Annotated in this window: 14 protein-coding genes; 8 read left to right on the top strand and 6 right to left on the bottom strand. The window is 62.4% G+C overall.

The genetic code is table 11. The annotated features are described in order from the left end of the window. The first annotated feature begins 52 nt into the window (after positions 1-52). The 4 genes from GJE22_RS01695 to GJE22_RS01680 all read left to right on the top strand — a co-directional run bounded on the left by GJE22_RS01695 (position 53) and on the right by GJE22_RS01680 (position 2,216). Entirely contained in the window at positions 53-313 is a 261-nt protein-coding gene (locus GJE22_RS01695) for a hypothetical protein (RefSeq protein WP_144687228.1), read from the top strand. Next, on the top strand, positions 314-460 hold the full coding sequence (locus GJE22_RS01690; RefSeq protein WP_154324049.1) for a hypothetical protein: 147 nt from the start codon (positions 314-316) through the stop codon (positions 458-460). A 204-nt stretch (positions 461-664) separates the two neighbouring features. Beyond that, the gene (locus GJE22_RS01685) at positions 665-1,453 is read left to right on the top strand and encodes an ABC transporter ATP-binding protein (RefSeq protein ID WP_235895720.1); all 789 of its coding nucleotides are present in this window, start codon (positions 665-667) and stop codon (positions 1,451-1,453) included. Position 1,454: 1 nt separating this feature from the next. Beyond that, positions 1,455-2,216 carry an ABC transporter permease gene (locus tag GJE22_RS01680; RefSeq protein WP_144687230.1) on the top strand — a complete coding sequence of 254 codons (762 nt, stop codon included), beginning with the start codon at positions 1,455-1,457 and terminating at the stop codon, positions 2,214-2,216. Between the two features lie 206 nt (positions 2,217-2,422). Here GJE22_RS01680 and GJE22_RS01675 read toward each other — a convergent pair whose 3' ends face one another. Continuing rightward, positions 2,423-3,085 carry a pentapeptide repeat-containing protein gene (locus GJE22_RS01675; protein ID WP_144687231.1) on the bottom strand — a complete coding sequence of 221 codons (663 nt, stop codon included), beginning with the start codon at positions 3,083-3,085 and terminating at the stop codon, positions 2,423-2,425. Positions 3,086-3,418: 333 nt separating this feature from the next. Between GJE22_RS01675 and GJE22_RS01670 the strand changes: the two genes are divergently transcribed. Both GJE22_RS01670 and GJE22_RS01665 read left to right on the top strand, forming a co-directional pair. Beyond that, a complete protein-coding gene (locus GJE22_RS01670; protein ID WP_144687232.1) occupies positions 3,419-3,925 on the top strand; it encodes a flavin reductase family protein in 507 nt (168 codons plus the stop codon). 170 nt (positions 3,926-4,095) lie between these two features. Further along, the gene (locus GJE22_RS01665; protein ID WP_144687233.1) at positions 4,096-4,725 is read left to right on the top strand and encodes a helix-turn-helix domain-containing protein; all 630 of its coding nucleotides are present in this window, start codon (positions 4,096-4,098) and stop codon (positions 4,723-4,725) included. A gap of 211 nt (positions 4,726-4,936) precedes the next feature. Here GJE22_RS01665 and GJE22_RS01660 read toward each other — a convergent pair whose 3' ends face one another. Continuing rightward, the gene (locus GJE22_RS01660) at positions 4,937-6,760 is read right to left on the bottom strand and encodes an ABC-ATPase domain-containing protein (protein WP_144687234.1); all 1,824 of its coding nucleotides are present in this window, start codon (positions 6,758-6,760) and stop codon (positions 4,937-4,939) included. 203 nt (positions 6,761-6,963) lie between these two features. Between GJE22_RS01660 and GJE22_RS01655 the strand changes: the two genes are divergently transcribed. Then, positions 6,964-7,539, top strand: coding sequence for a YdcF family protein (locus GJE22_RS01655; RefSeq protein WP_186297349.1), 576 nt, complete (start codon positions 6,964-6,966; stop codon positions 7,537-7,539). Between the two features lie 337 nt (positions 7,540-7,876). On the opposite strand, the gene GJE22_RS01650 is transcribed toward GJE22_RS01655, so the two are convergent. After that, positions 7,877-8,875 carry a VanZ family protein gene (locus GJE22_RS01650; RefSeq protein WP_144687236.1) on the bottom strand — a complete coding sequence of 333 codons (999 nt, stop codon included), beginning with the start codon at positions 8,873-8,875 and terminating at the stop codon, positions 7,877-7,879. A gap of 317 nt (positions 8,876-9,192) precedes the next feature. Here GJE22_RS01650 and GJE22_RS01645 point away from each other — a divergent pair, with 317 nt between their 5' ends. Then, positions 9,193-9,663 carry a YbaK/EbsC family protein gene (locus GJE22_RS01645; RefSeq protein ID WP_144687237.1) on the top strand — a complete coding sequence of 157 codons (471 nt, stop codon included), beginning with the start codon at positions 9,193-9,195 and terminating at the stop codon, positions 9,661-9,663. An 89-nt stretch (positions 9,664-9,752) separates the two neighbouring features. On the opposite strand, the gene GJE22_RS01640 is transcribed toward GJE22_RS01645, so the two are convergent. The 3 genes from GJE22_RS01640 to ilvN form a co-directional block, all read right to left on the bottom strand. Continuing rightward, complete coding sequence (locus tag GJE22_RS01640; RefSeq protein WP_235895721.1) at positions 9,753-11,033, bottom strand: MFS transporter; 1,281 nt, start codon at positions 11,031-11,033, stop codon at positions 9,753-9,755. 402 nt (positions 11,034-11,435) lie between these two features. Beyond that, entirely contained in the window at positions 11,436-12,434 is a 999-nt protein-coding gene (gene ilvC / locus GJE22_RS01635) for a ketol-acid reductoisomerase (protein WP_144687238.1), read from the bottom strand. A gap of 103 nt (positions 12,435-12,537) precedes the next feature. After that, positions 12,538-13,011: an acetolactate synthase small subunit gene (gene ilvN / locus GJE22_RS01630; RefSeq protein ID WP_019127688.1), complete on the bottom strand. Its 474-nt coding sequence runs from the start codon at positions 13,009-13,011 to the stop codon at positions 12,538-12,540. Position 13,012 lies beyond the last annotated feature (1 nt).

Below are 13,012 nucleotides of genomic sequence, written 5' to 3'. Positions count from 1 at the left end.
TGGTCTCACACGCCAACCGCCCGCCACGCCGCGGGCCGACGAAAGGACCATCATGAACGCCCTACCCACCATCGCCATGACCGAGCAGCAAATCGTCGATTTCATGACCGAAGCGCTCGGCCCGCGCGCCCCCTTCACCCTCGAGCAGCTCTCAACGCTCCTCTTCGTTCTCGCCCTGGCCACGTTGCTTTTGGCCATGGGACTTGGTTACCAAGCCGCCAAGCTCGACCGTCGTGTAAAGGCGCTTGAGGCCGCAGCAGCCCTTGCTGAACCGGGCGACGCCCGCACCAACCCCGCAAAGGAGGTGTGCTAGATGGATGCCGCGCTCATGGGGGCCATCGTCATCGCCTGCTGCTTTGCCGCCGGCGTGTTCGAGACGGGCCGAAAGAAGAAGACGTCCGAGGAATCGCACCGCAATCGCCATGCCAGCGCAAAGGAGGCCCGCGATGACCAACTCTAGCCCCTCGCTCCCCGCCGAGCAGCAGAGCTACGCTGCGCCGCAGGGTCACGGCACGCCGCAGGGCCATTCTGAGCCGCAGGGCCACGGCGCGCCGCAGCGCAAGCCGGCGCCGCAAGGATACGTCGTGCACGGCCACGGCGCACCCATCCCCACCGCGCCCATTCTCGTCATGGAGGGGTCTGCCTCTCCTTCGGGCCCAAGCGCGTGCTCGACGGCCTCACCTTCAACGTGCGCCGGGGCGAATGCTTCGGCTTCCTTGGCCCATCCGGCGCAGGCAAAACCACCACGATCAAGCTCCTTACCCGCCAGCTCACCCAAGATACCGGGCGTATCCAACTTTTCGGGCGCCCCATTGAGCACGCGAGCAATGCCGACTACGACCGCATCGGCATCCTCTCCGACACGAGCGCCCTCTACGAGCGCCTTTCCATCGAAGAGAACCTGCGTCTGTATGCCAGCATCCGCGGTCGAGGGCAGCACGATATCGACCGGCTGCTCGAACGCATGAAGCTCAGCGACGACCGCCGCACCCTCATCAAAAACTGCTCAAAGGGCATGCGCCAGCGAGCCGCCCTCCTCTGCGCGCTCGTCCACGCCCCCGAGCTGCTCTTTCTAGACGAGCCGACCTCGGGCCTAGACCCTGCCGCGCGGGCCGAGGTTCATCGGATGCTCTCCGAGCTCAAGCGCGCCGGGGCAACGATCTTCATCACCACGCACGACATGGCAGAGGCCGAGGCGCTCTGCGACCGCCTGGCAATCATCGACCGCGGTCGCATCATCGCACTCGACGCGCCGCAATCGCTTAGTATGAAGTTCGCGCGCAACCGTATCGTCATCACGACGCGCACCCGCGGCGTGTTGGAGCTCACGCGCGATGCAGCTGCGGCCGACACCGTTCACGACCTTTTAGCCGCAAACGAGGTGCTTGCCATCCACTCCGACGAACCAAACCTCGAGGAGGTCTTCCTCGAGCTGACCGGAAGGAACCTGTAAGATGAACGCCACCATACGGAAGGTCCGTGCGCTCGCCGGTAAAGACTTCGCCGACCTCATCAAGAACCCCACGATGTTCGTCGTCTGCCTCATGCCTATCGGGTTCATGGTCCTCTACCGCTTCGTCATCGGCGACGCTGCGACGAGCGCGGGGGTCACCATGGGCGAGCTTGCGGCCGCGAGCGAAGAAATCGCCACGTTCATGCTTGGGTCGTCCCTCTGCATGACCATCGGAATGGTCGCGTCGATGATCGTGCTCTACGGCATCGCCGAGGAGAAGGAGAAGCACACGCTCCGAACGCTCATGCTTGCAAACGTTCGCGCCAGCGAGGTCGTAATCTCAAAGAGCTCCGTAGCGCTGCTCGCCGTAACCGTCGTCAACGCCGCCTGCTTCTTCGTGGCCGAGGGCCAGCTGAGCTGGCTCGCGCCGTACCTAGTGCTCGGGCTCGTGGGGGCGTTGCCCGTGATGTTCGTCTCGTTGGTGCTCGGGCTCGCTTGCCGCGACCAGATGACCGCTGGATTCTACAGCGTGCCCGTGCTGCTCGTGGCGCTCGTGCCGATGCTCGGCATGCTGAGTGAAGGCGCCGCGCGCATAGCGTCCTTCTCGCCGCTCGGGGGCATCTACGAGCTCATGGGGCTCGCGATCGAGGGCGCGCTCTTCACCGAAGCCGCCGTGGTTCCCCTCATCGTAACCATGGCATGGATCGCAGCCGGAGCGCTCGTGTTCGCCGCGCTCTTCCGCCGGCTCGCCCGCGATAACTAGGCCAGGGCAACGCGCTTGCGCTGCAGCGTGTCGCCGGCTTCCCTCGGCGTGTCAACGGCTCGCCTGCGACGTTTCGTCAGCTCGCCCGCGGCGTGCCGCTAGCTCGCCCGCGACAACTGGGCCAAGGCGAATCGCCCACATTGCGACGCACCGCCAAGGCCACGCGCGCAAGATCACCCAAGCGCGGCAATCCCGGCGAGGGCGCTCTACTCCTCCTTGACCTGAATGCCCAGAAGACCAGCGAGCTGCACGGCCTGCTCGGGACCAACGATGCAACCGCGCAGCTCGCGGAACGTATTCGATACGATGATGCCGGAAATATCGCATGTCGAAAGGTCTATTCCCAAAAGCGGTGTGCGGAACACATCCGCGCGCGTTAGGTCGCACGACTCGAACGCGCTGCGTTTGAGCGAAACGTCGTGCCACAGACTCTCGGCCAGATTCGTCTTCCGTGCGCGCAAATCGCGAATGGAAGCCTCCGAGAACTCTGTGTAGCGCATCTGGCTCTCTGCCAGCAAGACGCTGGTAAAGCGGCCTTTCTGAAAGCTCAGGCCCGGAGCGGAGCACGAGATGAAGTCGCACCGGTTGAGCCAGCAGCGCTCCATCGAGCACGAGATGAACCGGCACCCCATGAACTTTACATCGGTAAACGTGCAACGAGAGAAGTCGACGTCCTCAAACACGCAGGATTTGAAGACCACCTGATCGAATGTTGCGCCCCCTGCCGACACCGCGGCAAGCTCAAGCCCATCGAAGGCCGTCATCGTCACGAGCGCATCGCCCTCGGCAAAGAGCGCGAGCAACTCGTCGCTGCCCACATGCGCATTGATATGCTCGCTTGCCCGCGCAAATCCTACACGCCGCGCCATATCGACCTCACCGCACGCCCGAAATCGCCATCGAAGTTGGCCGCCTTGCGAAGGCCCGCTGCGCGGCCCCGCCCATTGTCCCACAAGGCCAACGCGCGTAAAAGGAGGGTACGGAGCGCGACGTCCCGCAAATCCGCGTGCGGTGCCAGAGTCCTGCCATGCCCCGCAAGTCCGCGCACGGCGCCACTCCCCAGCAACCATCCGAGAATCTATGCGCAGCTCCATGCCCCGCAAATCCACTATGATTTGAATTATGGGCGGGCAAGCCCCCGCACAACGCCAGCGAGGCCACCGCCCGTTAGCCGCCTAACCGCATCTCGCAAAGGAGCACGCATGGCACTTCAGGAGATACCCATCAGCGACCTCAGCATCAATCCGTTCGAGCTCATCGGCGCGGAATGGGGGCTCGTGACCGCCGGCGACGCTACGGGCTTCAACACCATGACGGTGAGCTGGGGCGGCATGGGCGTGATCTGGGGCAAAAACGTCGTAACGATCTACGTTCGCCCGCAGCGCTACACCAAGCGCTTCATCGATGCCACGGGCCGTTTCACGCTCTCGTTTTATGCCCCGGAGCACAAGCGCGCGCTCGGGGTGCTTGGAACGAAAAGCGGCCGCGATGGCGACAAAGTTGCCGAGGTGGGGTTCACGCCGCTCTTCCTCGATGACACGACCGCATTCGAAGAGGCGCGCCTGGTTCTCTCGTGCCGGACGCTCTACGCCGACGACATCAAGCCGGAATGCTTCCTCGACCAAAGCTGCGACAGCACCCATTACCCCGAGCATGACTATCACACCATGTATATCGCCGAGGTTGAGCACGTCTATCGCGCAGAGTAGACTGCGTGCACGTATATGGTTTCCGCAGGCCAGATGGCATGTCAAGAGCTTTTGACGGAACCAATGCGCCGTGATTGGGGCCATGTCGGGCCCTTTTGATGGTACGCTAGCTCGCGCCATGGCACGCTCCTTCTCGACAGGGCCGTGCCGAAGATCGAGGGAGGGCAAGGATGCAGATCGGAGCGCGCATACGCGACCATCGTACTCAGGCGGGCATGTCGCAAGACGACCTCGCCATGCGCGTATACGTGAGTCGTCAGACCATCAGCTCGTGGGAAAACGATAAGACGTATCCCGATGTGCAAAGCCTGCTCCTGCTCTCCGAGATCTTCGACACGTCCATCGACGACCTCATCAAAGGAGACGTGGAGACCATGACCAGTACGCTCGATTCAGATGCAACCACCATGAAGCGGCTTGGCTACACCATGCTCGGCTTCCTGGCCCTGATGCTGCTTGCTTTGATTTGGCAGACAGTTCAGCTCGTGGTTTGGGATTGGCCATTTGCCCAGACGTTGCCCACCTTCGTGCTCGCACTCATGCTATGGGGCATCGCGATGTTCGCAGCCGTTTGGGCGGAGCGCATCAAAAAGGAGCATGACCTCGTAACCTATCACGAGATCGTCTCCTTCTGGAAAGGCGAGCCCATCGACCGCGATACGCCTCGCGGGCGCCGCCTACGTTTGATCCCCACCTGGATGAAGGTCATCCGCACGATCGGCATGACGCTTCTCGCGGCAGCGATCGGCGCCTTCGTGGGCTACGGCGGCTCCGCACTCGTTAACCTGCTGCTTGGGTAGGCTCGAAGACAATGGTGCCAGCGGGCGTGCTATCGGCGCTCTAGCACTCGGGCGCTCGGGATAATAGCAGGCTGCCACTCGGGTATTCGGCAAATGGAAGCTCGGCATCAGGCATGGCATGGCCAGATGGCAACGCATTGCTCGGCATCAATCGGTCTTAAGGCTACCTAAAACCCGGCACGAAATGGCACGGGCAACTCTTCGCCGCTCTTCAGCGCAGGCGGTTAAGGGCGGCGAAGAGCTCGCACGGGCGAGGGCGCGCCAGACCGCAGGCAGTATCTCCGTAAGGCGAAAGCGCCTCCCAACCCTGCTCGTCAAGAACACGGAAGGCCTCGTCTACCACGTCCCGTAGTGCGCGCGTACCATCGAGCAGCCCATGCTCAAGCACCATGCGTACCATCTGGGCAAGAGCCGCGGACTGCTCGGCATCCACGAGCTGCTCGACCAAGCGCAGGTCCGCTTCGAACGAGCCAACAGAAAACCCGTCACGGCCGTGCCCGCGGACCTTGAGATGCTCGTGCCGGGCGGTTCCAGCGCCGTCGCCTCCCCTTGCTCGGCCACGACGCCCGGGCCGCCCCGTCGAGCGGCGCTCGAGTCTTCCATCCAGCTCGAGCGGACGCGATACCAGGGCATCTTGAACCGATGACGACGAAGCGGAGGCCTTGCCCGCCTCGCTCGCCTCCCCCGCCGAAACGCCCAGGCCGGACGCCTCCGGGTACGTGCCCGCCAACCGCGCATCGGCAAGCACAGCCCGTACGCGCTCCGTGATATCGTTTGCCTCGTAGGCGTCCATCTGAATAACGCTATCTGCCACCGGGAAAAACGCTCCCGAGCTTCCCATCACGAGCACGCAGCTCACGCCGTGCCGCTCCCAAAGGGCGCGCACACGCTCGACGAACGGCGTGATGGGCTCGTGCTCCGCCGCAACCACCGCCTCCATGAGCGCGTCGCGCACCATGAAATTCGTTGCCGATGTGTCTTCATCGATCAGCAGCGTCCGAGCGCCGGCCTCGAGGGCCTCCACGGTCGACGCCGCCTGCGAGGTGCTTCCGCTTGCGTCTTCCGTGCTGAACGAACGCGTATCGCGACCATCTGGAAGGTTGTTGATGAACGGGGAGATATCGACCGCATGCACGACGCGGCCGTCTTCCGCGCGCAGCTTCATCGCCGTCTCATCGGTTGCCACAAGTTCGCGCCCATCGCCCGCAATATGGTCGTATACACCCTCTTGCAGTGCTTTGAGCAGAGTCGACTTGCCATGGTAGCCACCGCCCACGATGAGGGTGATGCCCCGGCGAATGCCCATGCCGCGCACACGGCCGCGGTGGGGCAGCTCGAGCGTCACGCGCATGCTTTCGGGAGAGGTAAAGGGCCGAGCGCCCGCAAGCGGCTTCGCCGAGACACCGCTTGACCGTGGCAAGACCGAACCGTCCGCAACAAAGGCCACGAGGCCCCGCTCCCGCATCGCAGAGCGAACTGCCCGCTGGTCGTCGGCCAATTCCGCCGCCTTCTGAGCCGCGCACCGCCCAGCGTCGTCTAGCATGAGCGCGCGCTCCACACAAACCGGGATGAGGTCCAGCAGCATACGCGCCGCAGCGCGCGCATCGATGGTGCGACCATGCGCCGGGAGACCCGCCTCGAAGCGCAGCATCACCGCGCCATCCGGCGCGATCTCGCAGGCCGACCGCGCGAGTATCTCGGGACCCGGATTGCTTGTTCCGATAAACCCGCTCTTGCCCGAGCCTCCCACCTTGAAACTCGCCTGCGCCGCCTCCTTCGAGAACCGCCGCACGAGCAGGTCCTCCGTCGCTGTGCGCCTATGCGCGGCATCGCGGCAACATGCCGGAAGCCCGGAAACATCGCCTGGAACAAATACCGCAAGTTGAGAGGGCACGGCGAACGGATCCCCCTGCACGTGGGCGATATCCAGCTCGAAATCACCGAAATCGTATGTTCCGCGCAGGCCCTTGTATGCCGGATATCCGCGCCGATCGATTGACGCGAGCTGGCGCTCCAAGTCCCGGTCCGTCTTCATGCCGCCCCCTTTGCTAGCTCATCCGATTGTAGCAAGGTGTCCAAGACGCTGCTTGTGGGCGAAGGAACGCCCGCAGGCACACCGCGCGTACCGCCCGCGCCACCGCACCTGCCCCCGGCCTCACCGCACCTGCCCCCCCGGCCTCGGTTGGCAAGCAATCACGCATGGGTACCATGGAGTCATCCAGAGAAACGGAGGTGACCGTGACAACGCTCTTTCTGCTGGCTGCACTCCTAGCCGTTGTGCTCGCCTACTGCACCGCGAGCATAATCATCATGCGCGCGGGCCGCAGCACCCCGCCCGAAGACCTTGAGTGCCTCATCGTGCTCGGCGCCATGGTCCGGCCCGACGGACTGCCCACGCGCGCGCTGCGCTATCGGCTTGAAGCAGCACTTTCCTATCTTGCCGAACACCCCGCCACCATCGCTATCGTATCCGGTGGCCAGGGCGCCGACGAACCCGTTAGCGAAGCGGCTGCAATGGCATGCTGGCTCGCGGACCGCGGCGTCGACAGCGAGCACATCATTCAGGAGAGCGCCTCGACCACCACAGCCGAAAACCTCTCGCTATCCACTCAACTCGTGCCCGGACTCCGAAAGCGGCGCGTAGGTATCGTGACAAACGACTTCCATCTTTATCGCTCCCTGCTCATCGCCCGCAAACAGGGGTTTCAACGAGTCTGGGGTATTCCCGCCGCCTCCACGCCCGAAAATCTTCCCGTGAACCTCGCCCGCGAGTGCTTCGCCCTCATCAAAAACCGCATCCAGGGCAACCTCTAAACCATCGCAGCCTCTCGAAACGCGCTCATTGATGGCCCCACAAGGTCATTCCAAACAAGTTTTCAACTTTTGGGCACTTCATCGTCACCCGCCTGAGTACATGCCAATTGAGGCTCATAGAAACCACAGGTAGAAACGTTGCGCGAGCAGGGGGCAGGCCACATATACCCAGACCTCTTCCAATCAAGTGCCCAAAAATTGAATTCTCCTATCAATTTAGAAGCACTCGTCTGCCAAAACGCCGGAAAGTGGGCTCGTCGCCACCCGCATGGCTCAACTTCATACATGCTCGTCCCCACGCCGCGCAGACGCCCACCACGTAGACGCCCGCCGCACATTACAGCTCGTCGTACGGCATGCGGCGGCGGACGAAATAATACAGCGCCAGTAGCGGCCATGCGAACGGGAAGAAGCAATAGCTCATGCCCAGCACCGCAAGACGCGCCGCATAGAACACCCCGCGCCTGAGCCCCTCGCGCTCTCTGGTTTCGCACGTCATGCGCACGAAGCTGCCTCCCGGCGTGGACCCACCGTGCAACCATGGAAGCACGCCTTCAACCAGCAGAAACGTCGCAACCGACACGACGAGAATCCATGGTGCTCGCGCCAAGCAATCCCCGCCCGGCACGTTCTCGAATAGCATCGTGAGTGCCGTGGTCGCCACGATGACGATCAGCCCCATAAGAAGGCTATCGAGCCAGAACGCCACGCAGCGGCGCACGAACCCCGGTTCATGGGTGATATCGCTGGCATTTGCCAGCGCACCCGGCGGCAGAACGCGCCCGAGCTGCCCGGCGCACCACCAGCCAATCGCCGCACCAAGCGTGTTGTACATGAGATCGTTGACATCGGCGGTGCGGTACGCGTACGGATAAATTCCGAACAGCCCCGTACCCTGCGCAAGCTCGATACAGAGCGATGCCGCGAGCCCCGCCACCACCGAAGCCCCAAACCCCCAGCGCAGAAGGCGCCCAGCGATAAACCCGAGGGGCACGAAGAACACCACGTTAAACGCAATCTGCGGAATCGTCGATATGCCCTCGCGCACGAAATCGCCTATAAATGCCAAGGGATTTAGTTGCCATGGCACACCGTACGTGATGCCCAGGCCGGAATCTCCCGACGGCAGCGGGTAGAGGGTAAAACAACCGAGACCAAGCAGGTAGAGCACCGCCAGATAGGTCGATACCACCGAAACGAATTTGAGACGCCCATCGCGATGGTAGAGATACGCCAAAATAGGCAAGGTGAGCGCCGTGGCCGCAAGCGGCCACAAACCCACCGCGAGCATGAAGTTCTCGCTGTATCCGCTTATGAATCGCTCGATCATGCCCATGGCTACCCCGTGTTCAAAATCGCATTTGCACCGCAGCGCTATGCCCCATTGCCTACGCTGCCAGCCATTTTTACAGGTACACGCCAGACACACCATCGATTTTGCTTACGTGTAGCTTACGGTTTGGTAAGAAGAGGAGCAGGGAGTGTCCAGATGTGCGCGGCCGTCGCGAAAAATGGCGCGAGATGCTTCGGGCCTGGGCGCGTGAAGCGTTCTCAAAAGGGCCGCGCATTGCCCCCTCAAAAAGGTGCACGGAAGCCACTGCAAGCGATATGCTAAGAAGATAGCGAACTCATTCTGGAAAACGGGGGTTGCCCATGGCAATCGAAAAGGTCAGGGCGTATTTAGCCGAACATGACATGGCAGATCGCATCTTGGAATTCGAAGTTTCGAGTGCCACCGTCGAACTTGCCGCCCAGGCGGCGGGCGTGGAACCGGAGCGCATCGCGAAAACGCTCTCGTTTCACGTGGGCGACCGCGTGGCGCTCATCGTTGCCGCGGGAGATGCACGCATCGACAATCAAAAGTACAAAACGCAGTTTCACACCAAGGCGAAGATGCTCAGGGCCGAGGAAGCCGAGCAGCTCATTGGCCATGCCGTCGGCGGCGTGTGTCCCTTCGCTGTGAACGACGGATGCGATGTGTACCTCGATGCCTCGCTCCGCCGGTTCGAGACGGTCTTCCCCGCCTGCGGCAGCGCGAACAGCGCCATCGAACTCACGCCGGACGAGCTCGAAGAGCTCTGCGCACCCTGTACCTGGCTCGACGTGTGCAAGCTACCGGCCTAGCGCGACGCGCAAAACAACCCCATGTAAAATCACCCCAGGGGTTTTTAACATTACCGTCCCGTGCGAGCGAAACGGCAGCCCTTTCCTGGCTATTCCGCAGTACGTCCCGCGCGCGCCAGCCCCACCAGGCACACGACGGAACCCACAGCTGCAAGCACACCACCTGCAAGCCCGATGCTCGACAGCGAAAACGCCGTGCTCGCCATGCCGCCAAAAAACGACCCAGAACCAATCCCCAAATTGAAGATCCCCGAGTATAGCGCGACCGCCACGGAAGCCTCGTCCGGTCGCGCATAGCGAATAATCTCGGCCTGGAACGCGATGCCGAACGCCGTGTTGCACGCTCCCCACAGCGCGAGCATACCGAATATGCCTGCTACAAACGGTGCCGCGACATTCAACAGGAGCAACGCTGCCGAAAGCCCCGCGAGCGCCGTACCCAAGAACGGAAGCCGGTGCGCGTCGTAGGCGCGCGAGAACAGAAGGCTCCCTGCGAGCCCGGCAGCGCCGAAAACCGTGAGCGCCATGGTGGCGGTACCGGCATCGAGGTGCGCGACCTGCGCAAGATACGGGTCGATGTAGCTATACGCCGTGTAATAGCCGGTCGCCACGAGCAACGTGCTCACATAGACCGTCAGGAGCGCACGGTTGCGGAAGAGAGCAGGCAGCCGACGCAGTCCGAAACGCTCGCCAGCGGGAATGCGCGGAAAGATGGCCGCCATGTAGACTGCGAGCACTGCGCCCACAACGCCCACGCAGGCAAACGTCATGCGCCAGCCCACTGCCAATCCGATCGCACGACCAAGGGGCAGGCCGAACACCATGGCGACCGACGTTCCCGTCGCGACCATGCTGAGCGCAAGCGACCCCTGCTCCGGCGCGACCGCACGCGTCGCCATGACCGAGGCGATCGACCAGAAGATTGCGTGCGCGCAGGCAACGAGCAGGCGCGCTGCAACGAGCAGCTCGAAGGTGGGAGCCACAGCGCAGGCGAACTGACCCGCCGTGAACAGCGCAATTACCGTGAGCAGCAGCCGCTTGAACTCGAAGCGCGATGCGAACACCATAAGAGGCAGCGAGAGCGCCATGACCGCCCATGCATAGATCGAGGTCATCATGCCAGCCTGTGCCTCGGTAAGGCCGAAGCCGCCGGCGATGCTGCTCAAAAGGCCGATGGGCATGAACTCCGAGGTGTTGAACACGAAGGCCGAGCAGGTGAGACCCGCGAGCGCAAGCCACTGCCGCGCCGTCATGGCGTCGCTCTGCGAGGAAGCTGTGCGCGCTGCCGCACCGCGTTCGGCAGACGACTCGGGTGCGGCAGCAGCGGCAGATGTGATCTCAGCGGCAACCGCTTCTCCGCATTTTTCCATCGTCCGCCCCTCTCCCCGCTATTCGGGCGTTCGCCATACCTAACAAGCGGTTCGCGATTGTGGCAAAGTGGGGCTCTGGCGTTGGCCTTGGAGGCACGGCAACATTTCCGAAACATCCCGCCGCGAGCAATGGCGCAAACGCGCCCCGTGAAACGCCTGCCGTGCACCCGTCAGACAAAAACTTCCGGATATCAACGGTTGTTTTCCGAGTCACCGAGTATAGACGATTTTTAGCTCGCGTTTACCTGGGAAAGCATTCGAAATTTCGGACGTCTACTCGACACATCCAAGAATAACCGTTGATATCCGAAAGTTTTGGCGCTCAAACACCGGCGACCCCGCCACCGGCATGGGCAGCGGGGCCGCAATGTTAGAAAAACCCTGGAGTTCTTTTACATGGTGCTAGTCCTTCTTGATCCAGGAGAACATGGAACGAATCTTCTCGCCTGTCTGCTCGATCGGATGGCTGTTGATCTCTTCGCGCTTCTCGAGCAGCCACTTATGGCCGTTGTTGCAGTCGTCGACGAACTCCTGTGCAAAGCTGCCGTCCTGGATGCGAGCCAGGATCTGCTTCATGGCCTCGCGGCTCTGCTCGTTGATGACCTTAGGGCCGGCATAGTACTCGCCGTACTCGGCCGTGTTGGAGATGGAGTAGTTCATGAAGTGGATACCGCTCTCGTACATGAGGTCCACGATCATCTTCATCTCGTGGTAGCACTCGAAGTACGCAAGCTCGGGCGGGTACCCTGCCTCGGTCAGGGTCTCAAAGCCCGCCTTCACCAGCTCAACAAGGCCGCCGCAGAGCACGGCCTGCTCGCCGAACAGGTCCTCCTCGGTCTCCTCCTTGAACGTGGCCTTGATGATGCCGGAACGGGCACCGCCCACGCCCCAGCAGTACGCCAGCGCGATGTCCCACGCGTTACCGGTAGCGTCCTGCTGCACGCAGGCGAGGTCGGGCACGCCGGAACCCTCGGTGTACTGGCGACGAACGATGTGGCCCGGGCCCTTAGGCGCGCACATGATGACGTTCACGTCCTCGGGCGGCACGATGTAGCCGTAGTGGATGTTGAAACCATGGGCGAAGGCGAGCGTGTTGCCGGGCTTGAGATGCGCCTTGATGTGCTCCTCGTAGACCTTGGGCTGGGTCTCATCGGGCGTGAGAATCATGATGAGGTCGGCTTCCTCGGCCGCGGTGTCCATGTCGCACACCTTGAGGCCCGCCTCCTCGGCCTTGGCCCAGCTGCTCGAGCCCTCGCGCAGGCCCACACGCACGTCGCAGCCCGAATCGAGCAGGTTGAGTGCATGGGCGTGGCCCTGGCTTCCGTACCCGATGATGGCAATCTTCATGTCCTGGATCACCTCGGGCTTGCAGTCCGCCTCATAGTAAATCGTTACAGCCATTTCTTGTCTCCTTTGAATCGTGGCTGATAGTACCTTGCTTGCATCTCCGTGTCGGAACGCTGCCGCGCCATGAGTCAAAATGGACCCGTCCCAAAATGGATCGCTACGAGCGCGACATGGCGATCTTGCCTGTGCGCGTGATTTGGCGCAGCCCATAGCCGCGGAAGAGGTCCTCCATGGCGTCGAGCTTGCTCGCCGTGCCCGTCGCCTCGACGGTCAACGAGTTCTTGCCCACGTCGACCACCTTCGCACGGAAGATGTTCGCGATCTCGATGATCTCGTGGCGCTTGTCGGCCGGCGCGAGCACCTTGAACAGCACGAGCTCGCGTTCGATGGCGTCCTCATGCGTCATATCGCTGATCTTATAGACGCTCACGAGCTTATGGAGCTGCTTGGTGAGCTGCTCGTATGCCACCGCATCGGCGTCGACGATGATGGTCATACGGCTCATGGTGGTGTCTTCGGTTGGGGCAACGGTCAGCGAGTCGATGTTGAACCCGCGTCGGCTGATGAGCCCCGTCACGCGACTGAGCACGCCGGGCTTGTTCTCGACGAGCACCGAAAGGATGTATTTCATC

This window comes from Enorma shizhengliae (assembly GCF_009676995.1).
GTDB lineage: Bacteria > Actinomycetota > Coriobacteriia > Coriobacteriales > Coriobacteriaceae > Enorma > Enorma massiliensis.
This window is presented reverse-complemented; position numbering and strand designations above follow the sequence as displayed.

Bases quoted from the DNA above. Each gene is read 5' to 3' on its own strand.
- GJE22_RS01695 (WP_144687228.1), top strand. From the start codon at position 53: ATGAACGCCCTACCCACCATCGCCATGACCGAGCAGCAAATCGTCGAT.
- GJE22_RS01690 (WP_154324049.1), top strand. From the start codon at position 314: ATGGATGCCGCGCTCATGGGGGCCATCGTCATCGCCTGCTGCTTTGCC.
- GJE22_RS01680 (WP_144687230.1), top strand. From the start codon at position 1,455: ATGAACGCCACCATACGGAAGGTCCGTGCGCTCGCCGGTAAAGACTTC.
- GJE22_RS01675 (WP_144687231.1), bottom strand. From the start codon at position 3,085: ATGGCGCGGCGTGTAGGATTTGCGCGGGCAAGCGAGCATATCAATGCG.
- GJE22_RS01670 (WP_144687232.1), top strand. From the start codon at position 3,419: ATGGCACTTCAGGAGATACCCATCAGCGACCTCAGCATCAATCCGTTC.
- GJE22_RS01665 (WP_144687233.1), top strand. From the start codon at position 4,096: ATGCAGATCGGAGCGCGCATACGCGACCATCGTACTCAGGCGGGCATG.
- GJE22_RS01660 (WP_144687234.1), bottom strand. From the start codon at position 6,760: ATGAAGACGGACCGGGACTTGGAGCGCCAGCTCGCGTCAATCGATCGG.
- GJE22_RS01650 (WP_144687236.1), bottom strand. From the start codon at position 8,875: ATGGGCATGATCGAGCGATTCATAAGCGGATACAGCGAGAACTTCATG.
- GJE22_RS01645 (WP_144687237.1), top strand. From the start codon at position 9,193: ATGGCAATCGAAAAGGTCAGGGCGTATTTAGCCGAACATGACATGGCA.
- GJE22_RS01640 (WP_235895721.1), bottom strand. From the start codon at position 11,033: ATGGAAAAATGCGGAGAAGCGGTTGCCGCTGAGATCACATCTGCCGCT.
- ilvC (WP_144687238.1), bottom strand. From the start codon at position 12,434: ATGGCTGTAACGATTTACTATGAGGCGGACTGCAAGCCCGAGGTGATC.
- ilvN (WP_019127688.1), bottom strand. From the start codon at position 13,011: ATGAAATACATCCTTTCGGTGCTCGTCGAGAACAAGCCCGGCGTGCTC.